This window comes from Zavarzinia marina, from assembly GCF_021568905.1.
Lineage (GTDB): Bacteria > Pseudomonadota > Alphaproteobacteria > Zavarziniales > Zavarziniaceae > Zavarzinia > Zavarzinia marina.
Genome location: NZ_JAKGSB010000001.1, coordinates 1,006,689 through 1,026,396, shown reverse-complemented (window position 1 = coordinate 1,026,396; position 19,708 = coordinate 1,006,689). Strand labels below are relative to the sequence as shown.

Below are 19,708 nucleotides of genomic sequence, written 5' to 3'. Positions count from 1 at the left end.
GCCGGCTTTGAAGGGATGACACCGAAACGGGCGGATGAAATCGTCTATTCGGCGGACTTCAGGTCGCGGGCGTAGCGTTTGGCGTTCTCGACGTAGTGCAGCGCCTGGAGGGTCAGCATCTGGGCCTGCGCCTCCGAAAGCTGGCGCACCACGCGCCCGGGGCTGCCGACCACCAGGGAGCCGCCGGGGATCTCCTTGCCCTCGGGGATCAGGCTGTTGGCGCCGATGATGCAGTTCCTGCCGATCTTCGCGCGGTTCAGGATCACAGAATTGATGCCGATCAGCGTATTGTCGCCGATGATGCAGCCATGCAGCATGACCTTGTGGCCGACGGTGACATGGGAGCCGACGACCATGGGCACGCCGTCGTCGGTGTGGAGGACGGAGCCGTCCTGGATGTTGCTGTTCTCGCCGATCACGATGGGATCGTTGTCGCCCCGGATGACGGCATTGAACCAGATGCTGGCGTTCTGTTTCAGGACGACGTCGCCGATCACGACGGCGCCGGGCGCGATCCAGGATCCTTCCTCGCGCACGACCTTCTTGTTGCCCAGTTCGTAGATCATCGCCGGCGCCCCGCTGCTTCGCTTTCGGCCGCAGCATGCCTCCGAAGCGAGGCGCCGTGCAATGGAAAGCCGAGCGGCGAAAGCGTCAGGCGTGCCGGCGGCGCATCATCCGCCGGCCGACCATGCGGCTGACGCCGACGACAAGGGCGGTGGTGCCGCCGTGCCAGATCAGGATCATCAGCGAGGCGTCGAGATCGTGGTAGAGGCTGAGGCCGGCGGCCGAGAGCGCGGCGGTGCCGAGCGCGCCCGCCGTGATCGTCTCCATCGGCCAGGCGGCGCCGGCGAAACGCAGCATCCAGGCCAGGAACAGGCCGAGCGGCACGCTGGTGCCGACGATCACGCCGAAGCATTCGAAACTGTGGCCGGCGACGAAACCGTCCGGTCCGCGCTCCACCCAGTCGGTCAGGCAGCCATAGCCGATGGAAAGGAACCAGAACACGACGGCCGGCAGCGGCAGCAGGCGCCAGGCGCGCGAACGGTCGGGCAGGGCCAGCTCGAAGGCGGCGACGATGGCCGTCACGCCGGTGAGCAGGCTGGCCAGCCATTGCAGGGTGAAGCCGATATCGGCGAACTGGCCGAACAGGTGGCGCAGGCCGTGCTCTTCCCTGACGGCATGCAGATAGGCGATGGCGGCGATGACCGCGACGGAGACCGCCAGCCAGAACGCGGCGCGCACCAGGGGCGGCCGCAGCCGCCGCACGGGGCGCGCTTCGCTCACCAGAGTGTCGATCAACCGGTTCGTATCCGCAGCCACCTTCGTTCTCTCAACCTCGTCACGCATCATTCCCGCCGCCCGACAGCGCGGCGCGCAAGCTCTTGTAGGCGCGGTGCGCCGCCACCTTCAGCGAACCCACCGACATGCCGCTGCGTTCCGACGCCTCCTTGAGAGAGAGATCCTGGAACTTCAGCAATTCGACCGCCAGGCGCTGGCCCGGCGGAAGCGCCGCCACGGCGGCATGCAGCGCGCTGTGATCGGGTGCCTCTGGTTCAATGTTCGCCGCGACCTCGGTGAAAGTTTCATGATCCGGCGGAATGACGATTTCGCGCGTTTCGCGGCGGCCCTTGCCGCGCAGGCGATCGACCACGCGGCGGCGGGCGATCGCGGTCAGCCACGGCATGAACGGGCGCTCGGGATCATAGGTCTGGCGGACACGATGAACGGTCAGCAGGATTTCCTGTACCACGTCCTCGACGTCCTGTGTGTTGCGGAAATAGCGCCGGGCCTGTGCCCTGAGATAGGGGGTCACGGCCTGGAGGAGCGCCGCATAGGCGCGGCGGTCGCCGTCCTGCGCCGCCGCCATCAGGTTCGCCAGTTCGCGGGCCTGATCGGCCGCCCGGCGCTGATCGGCCTCGTCGGTCATGATTCACCAAACTCCGTGAGCCGGCAAACCGTGCCGCCTCGCCCGGGAATTTACAAGAAAACAATGCCGGACGGCGGCGTGTGTAACTTTCGCGGGGCGGCGCCGAACCTTCCAACGAGACCGGCCGTCGACGGCCTCTCGTTCCACGAAGGGCCGACCGAAACGGGGCCCGCCACAGCCAAGGAGATCTTCATGTCCATCCTGTCCCGGACCGCCACCGCCACCCTGTTCGCCGCCACCGTCGCCGCCGCCGGCCTCGTCGCGGGCGGTGCCCATGCCGCCGACAACGAGAAGTGCTACGGCGTCGCCAAGGCGGGCCAGAACGACTGCCAGACCGCCAGCTCGTCCTGCGCCGGCACCTCGACCATGGACGGCCAGAAGGACGCCTGGCTGTTCCTGCCCGCCGGCACCTGCGAGAAGCTGGTCGGCGGCTCCCTGACCTCCAGCGAGGGCTGATCCCGTGATCGCGCGCAGGTCGATCCCGCCGGGCGCCGTCGGCATCGGCCTGCGCGCGCCGCATCTCTCCGCCGTCGCGGGCGGCGAGGCGGACCCGGCCTGGGTCGAAATCCACGCCGAGAACCACATGCTTCACGGTCCCGATGCCGTCCTGATCGAGAGGGTACGGCGGGATCGACCCGTCTCGGTCCATGGCGTCGGTCTTTCGCTGGGCTCCGCCGCAGGGATCGACGACGCCCATCTGGCGCGTCTCGCCACGCTGGTGGACCGGCTGGAGCCGGCCCTGGTGTCGGAACATCTCGCCTGGTCGGTGGAGGGCGGGTACTATTGGAACGACCTCCTGCCGCTGCCCCGGACCTTCGAGGCGCTGGATGTCGTCGCCCGCAACGTCGATCGGGTGCAGACGCGGCTGCGCCGCCCGATCCTGGTCGAGAATCCCTCGACCTACATGAATTTCACGGAGGACGAGATGGGCGAGGGGGCGTTCCTCGCGGCCCTCGTCGCCCGCACCGGCTGCGGCCTGCTGCTGGATCTCAACAATATCGTGGTCAGCGCCGGCAACCTGGGGCTCGATGCCCGGGCCGAGCTCGCGGCCATGCCCCTCGCGGCGGTCGGGGAGATTCATCTCGCCGGGCACAGCGTGGTCGAGCTCGGCGCCGCCACCATGCTGATCGACGATCACGGCAGCCCCGTGGGGGATGCGGCGCTGGCCCTGCTCGGACATATGCGCCCGAAGTGCCCCGAAGCGCCGGTGCTGATCGAATGGGACAGCGACCTGCCGGCGCTCGACGTCCTGATGGCGGAGGCGGCGCGCATCGGGCACTTCCTCTCATCCGACACCCGCGAGGCGCGCCGTGCTGCTGGCTGATTTCCAGGCCCGTTTCGCCGCCAGCCTGCGGGGCGGCACGGCCGATCCGGCGCTGCTGGCCCTGATCGGCGGTGGCGGCGTGCCGGCGGCGAACCGCCTGTCCCTCCACCGCAATCACGTGCGCACCACCTTGAGCGCGGCTTTGGCGCTGCATTTCCCGGTGGTCGCCTGCCTCGTCGGGGAGGCCGGATTTGCCGCCCTGGCGACCCGCTTCATCGCCGACTGCCCGCCGGACGACCCGCGTCTCGCGCTGTTCGGCGCGCGCTTTCCCGGTTTCCTGGCCCGCCTGCCGGAACTCGCCGCCCTGCCCATGGTGGCGGAAGTCGCGGCATTCGAATGGGCGCGCCACCGGGCGGCCCTGGCGCCGGCCGTGGCCCCCTTCGAGGCCATGCGCCTCGCTTCCATGGGGCCGGATGCGATCGACGCGCTGCGCCTCGCCCTGCTGCCCGGCGTCTCGATCGTCGAGACGGCCCATGCCGTCGATCACATCTGGGAGATCAATCAGGCCGGGCGCGACGGCACCCCCGGCCGGACCATCGCCGAGTCCCGGCGCCTGTTGGTCTGGCGCGACGGCGCCGGCGCGATCCGGGCCGCCGACCTCGGCGTCGGCGATGCCGCCTTCCTTCGGGCCCTGGCGCCGGCAGCGGGCGCCCTGGGGCCGGCGCTCGATGCCGCCCTCGATGCCGAAGCCGACGCCGATCCGGGTGCGATCCTGGCGCGTCCTCTCGGCCTCGGCCTGCTTTGCCTTCACGACGACGTTCAATCCCTCGGAGACTTGCCATGACCCTCAGCCAGAGCCTTTCGGGCGCGCCGCCGGCCGCCCTGGCGAAACCTTTGCGCCGGCTGGCGCAGATCCTCGAACCCCTGGGCCTGCTCGGGCTCCGCCTCGGCATCGGGCTGGTCTTCTGGAAGAGCGCCAGCACCCGCTTCGACGGCTTCGGCATCAGCGACAGCGCCGTCTTCCTGTTCCAGGAAATCTATCGCGTGCCCCTGCTGCCGCCGGAACTCGCCGCCTGGGCCGGCACGCTGGCGGAGGCCGGGGGCGCCTGGCTGCTGTTCCTCGGACTCGGCACGCGCTTCGGCGCCCTGATCCTGCTCGGCGTTACCGCCATGATCCAGCTCGTCGTGCCCTTCACCGGCGACGGCATCAATTTCAACGCGGTCGAATTCTTCCTCTGGGGCGGTGCCCTGCTCGTTCTGCTGGTGCGGGGCGGCGGTCTCGTCTCGGTCGACGGCCTGGCCGGATTTTTCCTGCGGCGGCGCTAGAACTGCTGCTATCCTGCCGGCCATTCTTGGTAAACGAGCTGGCTTGGCGGAAGGGGCGAGGCGGTCATGACGGGGAGCAAGCGGATCGCACGCCTTTTTCTGTTCTTGGCCATCGCCGCGCCCGTCGTCGCGCCGGGCACGGCGGCGGCCGAACTGCCGCCGCTCGAGACCCGCGACATCGAGACGCGCCCCGCGCCGAAGAAACCCAAGGACATGCTCCTGCCCGGCGAGGTGCTGCACCGGCGCTGGGCCGATCCCGACCATCCCCAGGCACCGGCCCGGGCGGCGGCGCTGCCGCCCGCGGCGGCGAAGCCGAGGGCGCGGGACGCGACGATCCTGCCGCCGCCGCTGACGGCCCTGCCGGCGGCCGCGGCCCTGCCCCGCGCCGAACCGCTGGTGCCGGTTCGTCCCGTCACGGCGGCACCCCGCCGGGCCGGCGCGCCGCCGCAGATCCGCCTCGGCGGCCGGGAATGCGCCGGCGATTATTTCCTGGACGGCGTGGCGGTCGATGCCATGGGCCGGCCCTGTGGCGGCTTCTGACGGCGACCGCCGCCCCGTGGCCATTCCCTGCCTGCCTTCCTCGGAACCGGAGCATAGATTGAACAAGACCGCCACCGAGCGCGGCGGGCGCTTTCCCTGGGGGCTCGCCGCCGACGAGTCCTGGCGTGGCGGGGAAGCGGCCGCCGCCGCCGAACCCGCCAAGATCGACGGCCGCCTGGCCCGTTCGCTGCGCACCCGCGCCGCCGTTCTCGACGCCCTGATCGACCTGGTGGAGGAAGGGGAGTTCAAGCCCCCGGCCAAGGTCATCGCCGAACGCTCCGGCGTCTCGACACGCTCGATCTTCCAGCATTTCCCCGACCTCGAGACGCTGTTCTCCGCCGCGGTCGCCCTCGGGGTGGAACGGTTCGCGCCCCTGGTGCGGCCGGTGCCCGATGACCTGCCGCTCGACGGCCGGATCACCGCCCTGGCACGCCAGCGCGCCGACCTGTTCGAGAAATCCGGCAATCTCTATTGGGCGGGGCAGATCGCGACGCCCGTCTCCGACACGTTGCGCGATACGTTTCGCAAGGTCGAATACATCCTGCGGGTCCAGGTCGAGGTGGCCTTCCGGCCGGAGCTGACGGGTCTGCGCAAGCAGAAGCGTCTCGACACCGTCGCCCGCATCGCGGCCGTCGGCGGTTTCCATTCCTGGTACGGGCTGCGCCGCATCCAGCGCCTGACGCCGCGGCAGACGCGGAACACGATGGCGGTGCTGATCCGGTCCTTGTTGCCGGAATGAAGGATTTATTCCCGCGTTTCGGGTGCTTTAGTGGGGCGCTTCCCGTTCCGGCTCCCATAACGTTCGTCAAGATCGTTGACGCGGCGTCTTCGGGGGCCTAATTAGCGAAACTTCGGGGGAGTTGCGCCCCCGTCGGACTGTAGTTCGCCAAGATTATCAGCCGGGTTCAGCATCCCGGCGACTAAAGATCGGTCGTTCAATGACCGGCGGGGAAGGGGAGACTCGATGCTTCGGCATATTGAGAATTTTCTGTTCAAGTTCCGGGCGTTTATCCTGGGCTTTCTCGCGGTCCTGACGGTGGTGATGGGCTATTTCGCCTCCCACCTGCACATGGACACGGGCTTCGAGAAAATGCTCCCGATCGGTCACGAATACATCGAGACCTTTCTGAAGTATCAGGATGATTTCGCCGGTGCCAACCGCATCGTCGTCGTTCTCGAGAACGAGAAGGACAAGACGATCTTCACGCCGGAATATCTCGAAGTCCTGCGCAAGGCGACCGACGACGTCTTCTTCATCCGCGGCGTGGCGCGACCGACGCTGGCCTCGCTGTGGACGCCGAACACCCGCTACCTCGAAATCACCGAAGAAGGCATTGCCGGCGGCAACGTCATGCCGGCGGAATTCGACGGCAGCGCCGAACAGATGAACATCGTGCGCGCCAACGTGCTGAAGGCCGGCATCGTCGGCCGCATGGTGGCGAACAACTTCGAATCGTCGATGATCTCCGCCGAGCTGCAGGACATCGATCCCGACACCCGCCAGCGCCTGGATTATTTCCGCGTCGCCGAAGACCTCGAGAAATTCCGTCAGACCTACGAGAAGGACGGCATCTCGGTGAAAGTCATCGGCTTCGCCAAGATCATGGGCGACATCAAGGACGGCGCGGAAAGCGTGTTCATGTTCATGGGCGTCGCCTTCCTCCTGACGGTCATGATGCTCTGGCTCTATTGCCGGTCGTGGCTGCTGACCTTCGTCACCCTGTCGGCCTCGCTGTGCTCGCTGGTGTGGCAATTCGGCATTCTCGATCTGCTCGGCTTCGGGCTCGATCCGCTCGCCGTGCTGGTGCCGTTCCTGGTCTTCGCCATCGGCGTCTCCCACGGCGTGCAGCAGATCAACATGGTCTCGGCCGAGATCGCCAACGGCAAGAGCAAGAACCAGGCGGCGCGCGACACCTTCAGCTTCCTGCTGATGCCGGGCTCGATCGCGCTCTTCACCTGCCTCGCCGGTTTCGCGACCCTCTATCTGATCCCGATCGGGATGATCCGCGAACTGTCGATCACCGCCTCGATCGGTATCGGTCTGAAGATCATCTCCAACCTGATCATGCTGCCCCTGCTGGCGTCCTATATCGCGCCCACCGGCGAATATGCCCGCCAGGTGAAGAAGCAGATGGAGAAGCGCGAGCGCGTCTGGCCCTATGTCGCGCGCATCGCCAAGCCGCGCAACGCCTGGATGATGGTCGCCGGCTGCCTGATCCTCGGCATCGTCGGCGTCTATGTCTCGAAGGGGCTGCAGATCGGCGACGTGCATGAAGGCGCCGCCGAGCTTCGCCCGGAGAGCCGCTACAATCAGGACACCCGCTATGTCGTGAAGAATTTCGACATCGGCGTGAACATCCTGACCGTGATCGTCGAGACGCCCGAAGGCGCCTGCGTCGACCACAAGTACATGGCCGTGCTCGACCGCTTCCAGTGGGAGATGGCGAACGTCCAGGGCGTGCAGTCCACCATCGGCCTGCCGCTGCTGGCCAAGATGGTCGGCACCATGTGGCGCGAAGGGAACCTGAAATGGTACTTCCTGCCGCGCAACACGGCGGTTCTGGCGCAGGCGGTCGGCCCGATCCCGACCTCCACCATGACCCTGAACACGACCTGTACCGTGATGCCGCTGCTGATCTTCACCAAGGACAGCAAGGCGGTCACCATCAAGCGGGTGGTGACGGCGGTGAAGGAATTCCGCGCCAAGCCGGAAAACACCCTCGAAGGCATGCAGATCCGTCTGGCCGCCGGCTCGATCGGTGTGACCGCCGCCACCAACGAGGTGGTGGAAGAGCAGGAAATCCCCATGCTGCTCTGGGTCTACGGCGTGGTGATCAGCCTCGTCCTGCTGACCTATCGCGAATGGCGCGGCTCGCTGTGCTGCGTGCTGCCGCTGATCCTCTCGACGATCATCGGCAACATGTTCCTCACGCTCGCCCAGATCGGCCTCAAGATCTCGACCCTGCCGGTGCTGGCGATCGCGGTCGGTATCGGCGTCGACTACGGCATCTACGAGTACAACCGCATCCAGCGCTACATGCGTCTCGGCAAGTCGCCCTTCCATGCCTATGAGCAGGCACTGAAGGACGTCGGGTCGGCGACCATGTTCACCGGCTTCACGCTCGCGGTCGGCGTCTCGACCTGGAGCTTCTCGGCCCTGAAGTTCCAGGCCGACATGGGCATGCTGCTGACCTTCATGTTCATGGTGAACATGATCGGTGCGGTCACCTTGCTGCCGGCCCTGATCGCGGTCATCCAGCAGGTGCTGCCGAAGAAGTACCCGCCGCTGTCGGAGGAAGAGCGCGTCGCGCTGATGCGCAGCATGCATTGAGCCGCAAGGCGTTACGACAAGACGAGGGGCGCGGGAAACCGCGCCCCTTTCTCGTTGCCGACCCCATTCGTTGAGGTCGGCGAAAGGCTTATTGGGCGGGATCGGCCGCCGGGCCGGCCAGCACCTCGGCCAGCAGGGGGGCGAGGCGGCGGCGTTCCGCCACCAGCCCCATAGGGGCGCAGCGCGCAAGAAAGCCGGGCAGCAGATCGAGATCGAGCGCGGACCGTTCCTCGGGCGCCAGCTTCTCGGCGATGGCGGGCAGGGCAAGGCCGGCGACCGGTCGAAGACCGCCCCCCGCGCGGGCGAGCGCGAGCACCGCGTCGCTATCCTCGGCCGCCGCCATGGCCGCCTTCATCTCGGCCGGTGCCTGGGTGACCACGGTCATCATTTCGACCCAGTAGAAGGCGGCCCGCCCGCCCAGCGGCCCGACGCCCGGCAAAGCCAGTGCCAGATGCCCCTGGCCCGAAAGACGGGCGGGCGCCATGGCACCGAGGCCGGCGGGCAGCGCCAGGTCGGCCCGGCCGTCGGCGATGGCGGCGATCGCTTCCGCCGCCGTCGGCACCACGACGGCGGCGCGCGCGACGAGCTGGCGCAAGGCGGGCTCGAAGCGGCGTAATTCGCTCGGCCGCTGCAGGCGGAAGGGGTCGAGCCCGGCATAGAGCATGGCCATGGCCAGCAGGCTGCGGCGGTCGTCGACCACGGCATAGCGCCCGCGCAACGCCGGATCGTCGAGAATGCCGAGACCGAAATCGCCGACCGCGTCGACCGAGACACGGCGCCGGTCCACGACCATGGCGGCCATGTCGAAGGCCATGGCCCGGCCCAGGAAATAGCGCCCCTCCAGCCCCGTCTCCAGGTCCGACAGGCTGGGCACGAGGCCCGGCGCCAGTTCGATCGTGGTGGGCGAGACCTGCTTGGCCAGCGCGTCGATCACCCCTTCGGGCCAGAGGATGCCGCGCGCCCAGGGATGGGCGGTGACGACGAGGCCGGGGCGGGCGCGGATCTGGCTGGCCGACGCGGTCGGCCCGAGCGGGCGCAGGGCATCGACGGCGGCATCGTCACCGTCCAGCATCTGGTGATCGAAGCTGGCGCCCGCGAGCTTGCCAAGGGCGGCGAGGAAGGTTTCGTCGCCATAGGCGGCGGGGGCCAGGATGTGGGACGGGCGGGGTGCCGCGACGGCGCGGGGGCCGAAGCCGGCCGCGCAGGCAAGCGCACCGCCGGCCGCCAGGATCTGGCGACGATTCGGCTGGAGACGGCTTTGCGTTGCGGCGGTCACGACCGCCATCCTGCACAGATGCGGGGCGCGGTCCAGTGCCTCGGCACGCGAAGCGTCAAGGCGCGATCAGGGCCAGGAAGCGGTCGGTCACGGCGGATGCGAAACGGGCGGCGCCGGGCAGGTGGCGGTGCAGCCCGTCCTCGAAACGATCGAGCACGTCCGGTCTCTCGCGGGCCACCCAGTCGAGGTTGCGGCGCAGCCATTCGCGGGCAATGTCCGCCGTCACCTCGAAATGGCATTGGAAGCCATAGGTCGCACGATGGAGGCGAAACGCCTGGTGCCGGACGTCGGCGCCGGTCATCAGTAGTTCGGCGCCCGGCGGCAGGTCGAAGGTGTCTTCGTGCCATTGCATGACATGGGCCTCGGGACCGAGGTCGCGCAGCAGCGGATCGGCCGCGGCGGCCGGTGCCAGGGCCAGCGGCAGGAAGCCGATCTCGGTCAGGCCGCGCGGATAGACGCGCGCCCCGAAGGCCCGGGCGATCAGCTGCGCGCCGAGGCAGATGCCGAGCACCGGCCGGTCGGCGGCGTCGAAGGCCCGGATCAGCGACAGCACGGCGGGCAGCGCGGGATAGCCGGCATCGTCATTGGCATGCATCGGCCCGCCCAGCACCAGGAGGGCGTCATATGCCCCCGGCGCCGCCGGCAGGGTGCCGCCGGAAAGCGGCGCATGACTTGTCCAGCCATGGTGCGGCGCGACGACGTCGAGCCGCGCGCCGGCGGCGATCATGGCCTGCCCGACGAGGCCGGGCGGGGTCATCATGTCGTTCTGAATGCAAAGGATGCGCATCTGTGAATCACTTCACCATTTTTCTGGCCGCACCGTGATATGAAGGGCACCATCCGGCACCAAATCGCATGTGGAGGGGGAAATGCAAGGCTTCGGCGTGTTCGTACTGGTCCTCGTGGCCCTGGTTCTGATCCTGGTCTTCATGGGGGTGAAGACGGTTCCACAGGGCCGTGCCTTCACGCTCGAACGCTTCGGGCGCTATACCCGCACGCTCTATCCGGGCCTGAACTTCATCTTTCCGGTGATCGACCAGATCGGTGCCCGCATGACCACCCAGGAAGTGGTGCTGGACATCCCGTCGCAGAAGATCATCACCCTCGACAATGCCATCGTCACCTGCGACGCCGTCGCCTTCTATCAGGTCGTCAACCCGGCCCAGGCGGCCTATGAGGTGCAGAACCTGACGGCGGCGATCATCAATCTGGTGCTGACCAACATCCGTTCGGTCATGGGCTCCATGAGCCTCGACGAAGTGCTGTCGCGCCGGACCGAGATCAACGATCAGCTCCTCGCCATCATCGATCAGGCGACCCAGCCCTGGGGCATCAAGGTCACCCGCATCGAGCTGAAGGACATCGCCCCGCCCGAGGACATGGTCCACGCCATGGCCCGCCAGATGAAGGCGGAACGCGAGAAGCGCGCCACCATCCTCGAAGCCGAGGGCGTTCGCGAATCGAGCATCAAGCGCGCCGAGGGCGAGAAGCAGGCGGCGATCCTGGAGGCCGAGGGCCGGCGCGAAGCCGCCTTCCGCGACGCCGAGGCGCGTGAACGCGCGGCCGAGGCGGAAGCCCGCGCCACCACCATGGTCTCGGACGCGATCGCGGCCGGCGGCACCGGCGCCATCAACTACTTCCTGGGCCAGAAATACATCGAGGCCCTGGCCGGCATCGGCATGGCCCCCAACAACAAGATCACCTTCCTGCCGCTCGAGGCGACGGGGATCCTGGGCGCCATTTCGGGCATCGCCGATCTGACCAAACAGGGCGGCGCGGGCGGCGGCTCGGCGCCGAAGCCCTGGGGCCAGAGCTGAGGGGAGGGCCGCGATGCCGAACGGTTTCGAGATCGTCTTCTGGTACTGGTACACCCTGGCGGTCGCCCTGATCATCCTCGAGATCCTGATGCCGGGGGTGATCTTCCTCTGGCTCGCCATCGGTGCCGTGATCGCCGGGACCGTGCTGCTGCTCGTGCCCGGGATGGACGTGATCTATCAGTTGATGATCTTCGCCATCGCCAGTGCCGCCTCCCTGCTGCTCGGCCAGCGGATGCTGAAGGGCTGGCTGATCTCGCCGCCCGTCCCGGGCCTCAATCAGCGCGAAAAGACACTGATCGGGCGCGAGGCGGTGGTCATTCAGGCGATCAGCGAAGGCAGCGGCCGGGTCCGCCTGGATGATACGAGCTGGTCGGTCACGGGGCCGGACCTGCCGGCCGGCACCAAGGTGCGCGTCGTCGCGGCCGAGGGCACTCGCCTCACGGTGGCGCCGCTCTGAGAGGCGTCATCTCGGCGACGAGGGGGTCGCTGCGCAATTCGCGCAACAGCTTCCGCCGGATGGCACGGCGGAAATCCTCGTAATCCCGGGCGACCTCGACGAAGGCGCCCGGGCCCCCGATCACCTCGGCGGCGTAGTAATCGTCGACATCCGCCTCTTCGTTGACGATGGCGAGGCCGTTCACGGTGATGCCCTGGGCGATCAGGGCATCGCGCGGCACGGCGGGCAGGGGCCCGGCACTGGTCTTGCCGTCGCCCGAAACGTCGATCACCCGGCGCATGGCGGTGAACGGCAGGCTCTCCATCACCTGGCCGGCGCGCAGCAGGGCGGCGCCGACGGCGGTGCCGCCGCCTTCGATGTTGCGGGGCAGGTTGAACATCGTCTCGGCGAAGGCGGGGGCCGTCTCGGCGGTCACGATCCGCCAGTCGAGGTCCAGGCTCTGGCGGTCGGGATGGGACCAGGAGACGACGGCGACGGCGATCCGCCCGGTCGGCCCGGCGGCGATCGCGGCCTGTATCTCCTCGTCGGCGAAGGCGATCGAAATCCCCTCCGTCTGCAGGAAATATTCCTCCCGGTCGACGGAGGACGAGGCGTCGAGCGCCAGCAGAAGCGCGGTGTCGACGGTCTCCGCCCGTACCGGTGCAACGACCGCCGCGAAGGCGAGGGCGGCGGCGCTCAGTCGAAGGCGAAGACGAGCCACTTCAGGTAACCGCTTTCCGGCAGCATGGGATGGATCGGGTGGTCCGGGCCGGCCCCGCCGGAGGCGATGATGCGCGCTTCCCGCTCGGCGGCGGCGATGCCGCGCGCGACCTCGGTGCCGAAGGCGTCGTGCTCGATATTGTGGCTGCACGACGCGATGAAGAGCGTGCCGCCGGGCGCCACCAGCCGGGCCGAGGCGCGCGCCAGCTTGCGATAGGCGCGGAGCGCCTGGGGCACGTCCTTTCGCGACTTGGCGAAACTGGGCGGATCGGCGATGACCACGTCGTAGCGCGCATCGAGGCCGGCCAGGCGTTCCGCCTCGTCGAACATGTCGGCGCGGCTGAATGCCGCGCGCGCCGCCAGTCCGTTGGCCTGCGCCGTCGCCTCGGCGGCGGCGAGCGCCTGCTGCGCCCGGTCCACGAGCAGGGCGGAGGCCGCCCCCGCCTTCAGCGCGGCCAGACCGAAGGCGCCGGCATTGCAGCAGAGATCGAGGACGCGCGCGCCCGCCGACAGGCCGGCGATCAGGCCGCGCGCGCCGTGCAGATCGAAGAACCAGCCGGTCTTCTGGCCGTCCAGCGGCTCGATGCCATGGCGGACACCATGTTCGACCGCCTCGACCCGGTCGGGCAGGGCGCCGCGCGCCAGGACGATGGCGCGGGGCAGGCCTTCGAGTTCGCGATAGGCGCTGTCGTTGCGCAGCACCACGGCGGCGGGCGCGATCACGGCCTCGAGGGCGTCGAGAAACAGCGGCGTCAGGCGTTCCGCCCCGGCGGTATTGGCTTGCACCACCAGCGTGTCGCCGAAACGGTCGACGATGAAACCGGGCATGCCGTCGCCCTCGGCATGGATCAGGCGGTACCAGGGACCGTCGAAGAATTTCTCGCGCAGCGACAGCGCCCGGCGGATCCGCGCTTCGAGGAAGGCGCGGTCGATCATGTCGGGGGTCGCGCGCGGATCGCGCAGCAGCAGGCGGGCGGCGATCAATGTATTGCGGTTGAAGCTGGCGATGCCGATCGGCTTGCCGTCGCCCCGGGCGAGACGCACGAGGCTGCCGGGCTCCAGGGCCTTGGCGGCGGCATCCAGGCGCAATTCGTTGGAATAGGCCCAGGGATGCCCGCCCGAGAGACGTCGGTCGTGGCCCGGCTGCAGCGTGATCGTCGGGAAGGTCGCGCTCACGATGGCGCTTGGCCGGCGGGCAGTTCGCCGGCCGAAGGCGTGTGGACGGCGGACTTCCGGCCCATGATCAGGAGATAGACCACCGGCACGACGAAGAGGGTGAGAAGGGTGCCGAAGCTCATGCCGCCGACGATGACCCAGCCGATGTCCTGGCGGCTTTCGGCGCCGGGCCCGCCGGCGAAGGCGAGCGGCACGGCGCCCAGCACCATGGCGCCGGTGGTCATCAGGATCGGGCGCAGGCGGAGCCGCGCGGCGGCGATCACGGCATCGCGCGGGGCAAGCCCGTCGGCGCGCTGCTGATTGGCGAATTCGACGATCAGGATGCCGTGCTTCGAGATCAGGCCGACCAGGGTGATGAGGCCGATCTGGCTGTAGACGTTCAAGGTGCCGCCCGTCAGCAGCAAAGCGCCGAGCGCGCCGGCGATCGACAGCGGCACCGAAAGCAGGATGACGATGGGCGCCGCGAAACTCTCGAACTGCGCCGACAGCACCAGGAAGATGAAGGCGACCGCCAGCAGGAAGGTGATGTAGAGCGTGCCGGAGGCTTCGCGGAATTCCCGGCTCTGGCCGTCGTAGTCGTGGCGGAAGCCCGGCGGCAGCACGTCGCGCGCGGCCGCCTCCAGGTCGGCGAGGGCCTGCCCCAGGCTGTAGCCCGGCGCCAGATCGGCGGAGATGGTGGCGGATCGCGCCTTGTTGAAGCGCAGCAATTCCTTCGGCCCGACGGTTTCGCGCACGGTGGCCAGATTGGAGAGTTGAACCATCGCCCCGGAGGCGGAACGGACATAGAGCGCGGTCAGGTCCGAGGGCTCGCGCTTGTCGGCGCCGTCGACCTGAAGGATGACGTCGTAACGCTTGTCGTTGCGCTCGAAACGGGTGACGTTGCGCCCGCCGAAGAAGGTCTCCAGGGTCCGCGCCAGCACGCCCGCCTCGATGCCGAGGCTGGCCGCCTTGTCGCGGTCGATCACCACTTCGAGTTGGGGCTTGTTCAGGGTCAGGTCGGATTCGGTATCGATCAGGCCCGGATTGTCGGCGACGGCCTGGATCAGGGTCTGGGCGGCAGCGTCCAGTTCGGCGAAGTCGCCGCTGGACTGAATGACGAAGCTGACCGGCTTCCGGCTGGCGCTCTGTCCGAGGGAGGGGGGATTGCTGGCGGAGAGATTGATCCCCGGCACCCGCGACAGGCGGCCGCGCAACTGCTGGGTGATCGACTGCTGGGCGCGGCCGCGCTCCTCCCAGTTCTTCAGGATCAGATTGGCGAAGAGACTGGTGACGTCGCTGCGGGCGCCGACGATGAAGAGCACGCCCGCGACATCGGGGATTTCAGCCGCCAGCTTCTCGACGATCTCGCCGTAGCGGACGGTGAAGTCCAGGGTGGCGCCTTCGGGGGCGCGGCCGCTGACGCGGATGATGCCGCGGTCCTCGGTCGGGGCCAGTTCGGACTTCAGGCTGGCGAACAGAAGGACATTGGCGCCGACCACGGCGAGGCCGACGGCGATCACCACGGGCCAGAGCTTCAGCACGCGCCCCAGCAGCTTGCCGTAGCCCCGGTCCAGCCGGTCCAGCCCGCCCTCGACGAAGCGATAGAAGGCGCCGTGGCCGGTCTGGTGGCGCAGCAGGCCCGCGCACATCATGGGGGTCAGGGTCAGCGCGACGAAGCCGGAGACGATGACGGCACCCGCCAGCGTCAGGGCGAATTCGGAGAAGAGCCGGCCGATCCGCCCCTCGGCGAAGGCGACGGGGGCATAGACGGCGGCCAGCGTCAGGGTCATGGCGACCACGGCGAAGGCGATCTCGCGCGCGCCGCGCATGGCTGCCGCCCGGGGCGCCATGCCGGATTCGACGTGACGGTAGATGTTCTCCAGGACGACGATGGCATCGTCGACGACCAGGCCGACAGCCAGCACGAAGGCGAGCAGGGTCACCGTGTTCAGCGTGAAGCCGAAGGCATACATGATGAAACAGGCGCCGATCAGCGAGACCGGGATGGTGACCAACGGGATCACCGTGGCGCGGGCGCTGCGCAGGAACAGGAAGATCACCACGATCACCAGCACCACGGCCTCGACGATCGCGTCCTGCACCGCCGCGATCGAGCGTTCGATGAAGATCGAGGAATCGTAGCTGACGGTGATCTCGTAGCCGGCGGGCAGGGCGTCGCGGATCTCGGGCAGGCGGCGGCGCAGTTCTGCGGCGATCTCCACCGGGTTGGCGGTCGCCTGCTTGATGATGGCGACGGAAACCGACTCGCGGCCGTTGTAGCGCGCCAGCAGGCGTTCGTTCTCCGGCCCCAGCTCGACCCGGGCGACATCGCCGAGGCGGACCATGTAGTTGCCGGTCCGGCGCAGGATGACGTCGGCGAATTCTGCGGGGGTGCGCAGGTCGGTGCTGGCGTCGACGGTGAATTCGCGCTGGTTCGATTCGATGCGGCCGGCCGGCACGGTCAGGTTCTGGGCGCGCAGCGCGTCCTCGATGTCCTGGGTGGTGACCGCCAGGGCCGCCATGCGCGCGGGATCCAGCCAGATGCGCATGGAAAAGCGCCGCTCGCCCCGAAGATCGGCGGAGGAAATGCCCGGGATGGTCTGCAGGCGGTCGACGACATAGGTCTCCGCCACCTCGGTCACTTCGAGGCGGCTCGCGCCTTCGGCGTTGAGCGAGAGATAGATGATCGGCTGGGCGTCGTCCTCCACCTTGGCGATGGAGGGTTCGGAGGCTTCCTCCGGCAGGTCGCGGCGCACCCGCGCCACCCGATCGCGCACGTCGCTGGCGGCGACGTCGGGGTCGACGCCCAGAAGGAAGCGGATGGTGATCGAGCTGCGCCCGTCCTGACTGCTCGAGGTGATGGTGTCGATACCGTCGAGGCCGGAAATCGAATCCTCGAGGATCTGGGTGATCTGGCTCTCGACCACGCCGGCGCTGGCGCCGGTGTAATCGGTGCGGACACTGATCACCGGGATGTCGATGTTGGGATATTCCCGGACCGCCAGGCGCTGATAGGCGACGAGGCCGATCAGGCAGATCACCAGGGAGAGCACGGTCGCAAAGACCGGCCGCCGGATGCAGAGTTCGGGCAGGTTCATCGCCGTCTACCCGTCGGTCCGGGGCGGCGGCGATACCGGCGTGCCGTCCGGCCCGACCACCTCGACCGCGATGCCGTCGCGCAGGCGCTGCTGGCCCGAGGTCACGATGGTGTCGCCGGCGGCGATGCCGTCCAGGATCTCGACCTCGCCCGCCCGGCGGAGGCCGAGGGTGACCGGCACGGCCATGACCTTGCCGTCCGCGAGGCGATAGACCACGAAGGCGCCGTCCCGCGCCACCAGCGCCTGTTCCGGGATCAGGATGGCGCCTTCCGTGGTGCCGAGGCCGAGGCTGACGCGGGCGAAGAGGCCGGGGCGCAGCACGCCGTCCGGATTGGGCACCAGGGCGCGCAGCGCGATCGCCCGGTCGCCGTCGTCGATCAGTGGATCGACGGCATAGACCTCGCCGGCGAAATGGCGCTCGGGCAGGGCATCGACCGTGACTTCGACGAGCTGGCCGGGGGCGACCTGCGACAGCAGGCTGTCGGGCACGGCGAAATCGAGCTTCAGGGGATCGATCGCCTCGAGATTGACGATCGCCTGGCCCGGCTGGATCACGTCGCCGACGCTGACCTGGCGCAGGCCCAGCACACCCGCGAAGGGCGCGGCGATGCGCGTCTTGGCGAATTGCGCGGTGGCCAGGTCGACGGAGGCGCGGGCTGAGGCGAGGCGGGCCTGGGCTTCGTCCAGGGCGCGGCCCGTGCCGGTCTTCTGGGCGAACAGGGTGCGCGCGCGCTCGGCATCCGCCTCGGCCAGTTTCAGTTCGGCCCGGGCGAGCGCCAGTTCCGCCTCCTGGGTCGATGCGTCGAGTTCGATCAGGGGCGCGCCGGCGGCGACGGGGCGGCCCTCCTCGAACAGGATCTTCGTGATGCGGCCGCCGACCTCGGGCCGGATGACCACCGACTCGTCGGAGCGCAGGCTGCCTACCGCCTCGACGCGATGGCCGAGCGGGCGGGGCGAGACCGTCGCCACCTCCACCGGCGGCCCTTCGGCCCGGGCGGGGGCCGCGAGGCCGAGGATCATCGCGGCGAGGATCGCCGCGGCAAGGGGAGAGGACGAGATCGCCATGGGATCGACCGCCTTAAGCCGGAACCGAGAGAGCATGGCGCTTTCCCCGCCAAAAGGAAACGGTGCGAAAAGGAGAAGGGGCCGTCCACACGGTGAACGGCCCCCGAATTCCCGCCGGATCCGCGCGCCCGATCAGCGCGAGGGCGGCGCGAGCGGCGGCGGCGGCGGCGCGCCGCTGCCCGTGCCGGCCGGGGCGTTGAAGTTCACCGTGATCGACGGCAGCTTGGCATCGAGGCGCTGCATCACGACGTCGGTGATGTTCAGGCCATTGGACGAGACCAGCACCTGCGCCGTGTCGAGGACGATGGTCGCGCCATATTCCTTGGCGGCGGTCGACACCACTTCGTTGAACACCGGCTGAACCTTCTTCAGGGCATCGTCCTGGGCGAAGGCCAGTTGCTGGCGGCGGCGTTCGACCTGGCGGCGGACCGCCTCGACCTTGCCCTGGAACTCGCGCTGCTTGGCCGCGAAGGAATCCGGCGAAAGCGAGGCGCGCTGTTTCTTCAGGGCGTCCTCCTCGGCCGCGAGCTTTTCGGACTGGGCGTTGATCTCGGCCTCATAGGCCTTGCCCTGCCGTTCGAGCTGGCTGCGGATGCTCTTCGCCGCCGCGCTTTCGCGCATGACGCGCTGCACGTCGACGAAGGCGATGGTCGCGGCTTCCGCGCGCTGCGCATATGCGGGCGCAACGGGGGCGCCGAGCGTGACGGCGGAAAAGGCGAGCCCGAAACCGAGGGCGATGCCCTTCACCATATTATGCATTTTGTTCTCCAGACCTCCTGGGCCGCCGCGCGGGCGGTCCCCTACTATCGCTGTCCCCTAGTACCGCTGTCCCCTGCCACCGACGTCGATGTCCGCCGCCGTGGGCGGGCGTGCCCTCAGGCCGCCGTCCGTTCGTAGCACCAGACCCGGGCCGGCGGCAGATTGAGCAGGACGTGACCCGCCCGACGACCGACCAGGCCCAATTCCCTCATCACGGCCGGGCGCAGCGGCGTCGCCGGTCCGTAGGTGAACTGGACGAAGCGGCCCGCCGGTCCCATGACCGAAAAGGCGGCGCCGACGATGCGCCGCTGCACTTCCGCCGGCATGCCGAGAAGGGGCAGGCCGGACACCACGTTGCCGGCCCCCGCGAAACCGCGTTCAGCCAGCAGTTCGACCAATTCGCCGGCATCGCCCTCGATCAGGTGGAGCCGGGGAAACCGCCGGCGCAGGGTCTGCGCCAGTTCGGGATCGAATTCCACCGTGATCAGCCGGTCGTAGCCGAGCTTTTCGAGCAGCACCCGGGTGATGGCCCCGGTGCCGCCGCCCAGTTCGACCACCGGGCCGTCCTGGGTGGGATCGATCGCGGCCACCATCTCGCGCGCCAGATGGCGGCTGGACGGCGCCACGGCACCGATCGAAAAAGGCGCGCGCAACCATTTGAGAAGCATCGAAGGCGCGCGCACCGCCGAAGCGTCGATCATGTTGTGCGTTGTGTCGTCCACGGCCGTTCCGTTCGACAATGGGAGTCCGAAACAGCCTCCCCCCTTATGAACGGGACACTATCATGCGAATTGCGGAAAGAAAGTGGCGGGATGCGGCAAAAGGGGCCGGGGCGGGGCATTTGCATGGCTTCGCGGGCCGGCGCGTCGCGCTTCCCATCGCGAAGACCACGTGATATACAGCCTGCCTCCGGTGGAGCGGGATTCCCTTCACCGAACGGATTTTTGTTTTCGAACGTGCCTCGTGGCGTGGTTCCGGGAAGAACCGCCGGGGA

20 protein-coding genes are annotated in these 19,708 nt (G+C 68.7%); 9 read left to right on the top strand and 11 right to left on the bottom strand.

The window, feature by feature from the left end:
• Positions 1-44: 44 nt before the first annotated feature.
• The 3 genes from L2U69_RS04915 to L2U69_RS04905 all read right to left on the bottom strand — a co-directional run bounded on the left by L2U69_RS04915 (position 45) and on the right by L2U69_RS04905 (position 1,927).
• Positions 45-566: a gamma carbonic anhydrase family protein gene (locus L2U69_RS04915; RefSeq protein WP_236105435.1), complete on the bottom strand. Its 522-nt coding sequence runs from the start codon at positions 564-566 to the stop codon at positions 45-47.
• 85 nt (positions 567-651) lie between these two features.
• Positions 652-1,320: an NrsF family protein gene (locus L2U69_RS04910; RefSeq protein ID WP_236105434.1), complete on the bottom strand. Its 669-nt coding sequence runs from the start codon at positions 1,318-1,320 to the stop codon at positions 652-654.
• 19 nt (positions 1,321-1,339) lie between these two features.
• On the bottom strand, positions 1,340-1,927 hold the full coding sequence (locus tag L2U69_RS04905) for a sigma-70 family RNA polymerase sigma factor (protein WP_236105433.1): 588 nt from the start codon (positions 1,925-1,927) through the stop codon (positions 1,340-1,342).
• A gap of 192 nt (positions 1,928-2,119) precedes the next feature.
• Between L2U69_RS04905 and L2U69_RS04900 the strand changes: the two genes are divergently transcribed.
• The 7 genes from L2U69_RS04900 to L2U69_RS04870 all read left to right on the top strand — a co-directional run bounded on the left by L2U69_RS04900 (position 2,120) and on the right by L2U69_RS04870 (position 8,388).
• Positions 2,120-2,383, top strand: coding sequence for a BufA1 family periplasmic bufferin-type metallophore (locus tag L2U69_RS04900; RefSeq protein ID WP_236105432.1), 264 nt, complete (start codon positions 2,120-2,122; stop codon positions 2,381-2,383).
• 4 nt (positions 2,384-2,387) lie between these two features.
• Complete coding sequence (bufB, locus tag L2U69_RS04895; protein ID WP_236105431.1) at positions 2,388-3,251, top strand: MNIO family bufferin maturase; 864 nt, start codon at positions 2,388-2,390, stop codon at positions 3,249-3,251.
• On the top strand, positions 3,238-4,035 hold the full coding sequence (locus L2U69_RS04890) for an HvfC/BufC family peptide modification chaperone (RefSeq protein ID WP_236105430.1): 798 nt from the start codon (positions 3,238-3,240) through the stop codon (positions 4,033-4,035). Before bufB ends, L2U69_RS04890 begins: the two co-directional genes overlap by 14 nt.
• A complete protein-coding gene (locus L2U69_RS04885) occupies positions 4,032-4,517 on the top strand; it encodes a DoxX family protein (protein ID WP_236105429.1) in 486 nt (161 codons plus the stop codon). Before L2U69_RS04890 ends, L2U69_RS04885 begins: the two co-directional genes overlap by 4 nt.
• Positions 4,518-4,583: 66 nt before the next feature.
• Complete coding sequence (locus tag L2U69_RS04880) at positions 4,584-5,057, top strand: hypothetical protein (RefSeq protein ID WP_236105428.1); 474 nt, start codon at positions 4,584-4,586, stop codon at positions 5,055-5,057.
• A 58-nt stretch (positions 5,058-5,115) separates the two neighbouring features.
• On the top strand, positions 5,116-5,796 hold the full coding sequence (locus tag L2U69_RS04875; RefSeq protein WP_236105427.1) for a TetR/AcrR family transcriptional regulator: 681 nt from the start codon (positions 5,116-5,118) through the stop codon (positions 5,794-5,796).
• Positions 5,797-6,021: 225 nt separating this feature from the next.
• Positions 6,022-8,388 (top strand): efflux RND transporter permease subunit, encoded by a 2,367-nt coding sequence (locus L2U69_RS04870; protein WP_236105426.1) that lies wholly within the window; start codon positions 6,022-6,024, stop codon positions 8,386-8,388.
• Positions 8,389-8,476: 88 nt separating this feature from the next.
• On the opposite strand, the gene L2U69_RS04865 is transcribed toward L2U69_RS04870, so the two are convergent.
• A complete protein-coding gene (locus L2U69_RS04865) occupies positions 8,477-9,664 on the bottom strand; it encodes a type 2 periplasmic-binding domain-containing protein (RefSeq protein ID WP_236105425.1) in 1,188 nt (395 codons plus the stop codon).
• A 55-nt stretch (positions 9,665-9,719) separates the two neighbouring features.
• Positions 9,720-10,451 (bottom strand): type 1 glutamine amidotransferase, encoded by a 732-nt coding sequence (locus L2U69_RS04860; protein WP_236105424.1) that lies wholly within the window; start codon positions 10,449-10,451, stop codon positions 9,720-9,722.
• Between the two features lie 82 nt (positions 10,452-10,533).
• On the opposite strand from L2U69_RS04860, the gene L2U69_RS04855 reads away from it, so the two are divergent.
• Positions 10,534-11,481: an SPFH domain-containing protein gene (locus L2U69_RS04855; protein ID WP_236105423.1), complete on the top strand. Its 948-nt coding sequence runs from the start codon at positions 10,534-10,536 to the stop codon at positions 11,479-11,481.
• Positions 11,482-11,494: 13 nt separating this feature from the next.
• Positions 11,495-11,938 carry an NfeD family protein gene (locus tag L2U69_RS04850; protein WP_236105422.1) on the top strand — a complete coding sequence of 148 codons (444 nt, stop codon included), beginning with the start codon at positions 11,495-11,497 and terminating at the stop codon, positions 11,936-11,938.
• Here the strand turns inward: L2U69_RS04850 and L2U69_RS04845 are convergent.
• The 6 genes from L2U69_RS04845 to L2U69_RS04820 form a co-directional block, all read right to left on the bottom strand.
• The gene (locus L2U69_RS04845; protein ID WP_236105421.1) at positions 11,919-12,638 is read right to left on the bottom strand and encodes a DUF1194 domain-containing protein; all 720 of its coding nucleotides are present in this window, start codon (positions 12,636-12,638) and stop codon (positions 11,919-11,921) included. The two genes, L2U69_RS04850 and L2U69_RS04845, sit on opposite strands and share 20 nt — an antisense overlap.
• Positions 12,614-13,813, bottom strand: coding sequence for a class I SAM-dependent rRNA methyltransferase (locus L2U69_RS04840; RefSeq protein ID WP_236105420.1), 1,200 nt, complete (start codon positions 13,811-13,813; stop codon positions 12,614-12,616). The genes L2U69_RS04845 and L2U69_RS04840 overlap by 25 nt, the downstream gene beginning before the upstream one ends.
• Complete coding sequence (locus tag L2U69_RS04835; protein ID WP_236105419.1) at positions 13,810-16,890, bottom strand: efflux RND transporter permease subunit; 3,081 nt, start codon at positions 16,888-16,890, stop codon at positions 13,810-13,812. Before L2U69_RS04835 ends, L2U69_RS04840 begins: the two co-directional genes overlap by 4 nt.
• A 6-nt stretch (positions 16,891-16,896) precedes the next feature.
• The gene (locus L2U69_RS04830; protein ID WP_236105418.1) at positions 16,897-17,991 is read right to left on the bottom strand and encodes an efflux RND transporter periplasmic adaptor subunit; all 1,095 of its coding nucleotides are present in this window, start codon (positions 17,989-17,991) and stop codon (positions 16,897-16,899) included.
• A 96-nt stretch (positions 17,992-18,087) separates the two neighbouring features.
• A complete protein-coding gene (locus L2U69_RS04825; RefSeq protein WP_236105417.1) occupies positions 18,088-18,714 on the bottom strand; it encodes an OmpH family outer membrane protein in 627 nt (208 codons plus the stop codon).
• A gap of 116 nt (positions 18,715-18,830) precedes the next feature.
• Complete coding sequence (locus L2U69_RS04820; protein ID WP_236105416.1) at positions 18,831-19,436, bottom strand: class I SAM-dependent methyltransferase; 606 nt, start codon at positions 19,434-19,436, stop codon at positions 18,831-18,833.
• Between the last annotated feature and the right edge of the window lie 272 nt (positions 19,437-19,708).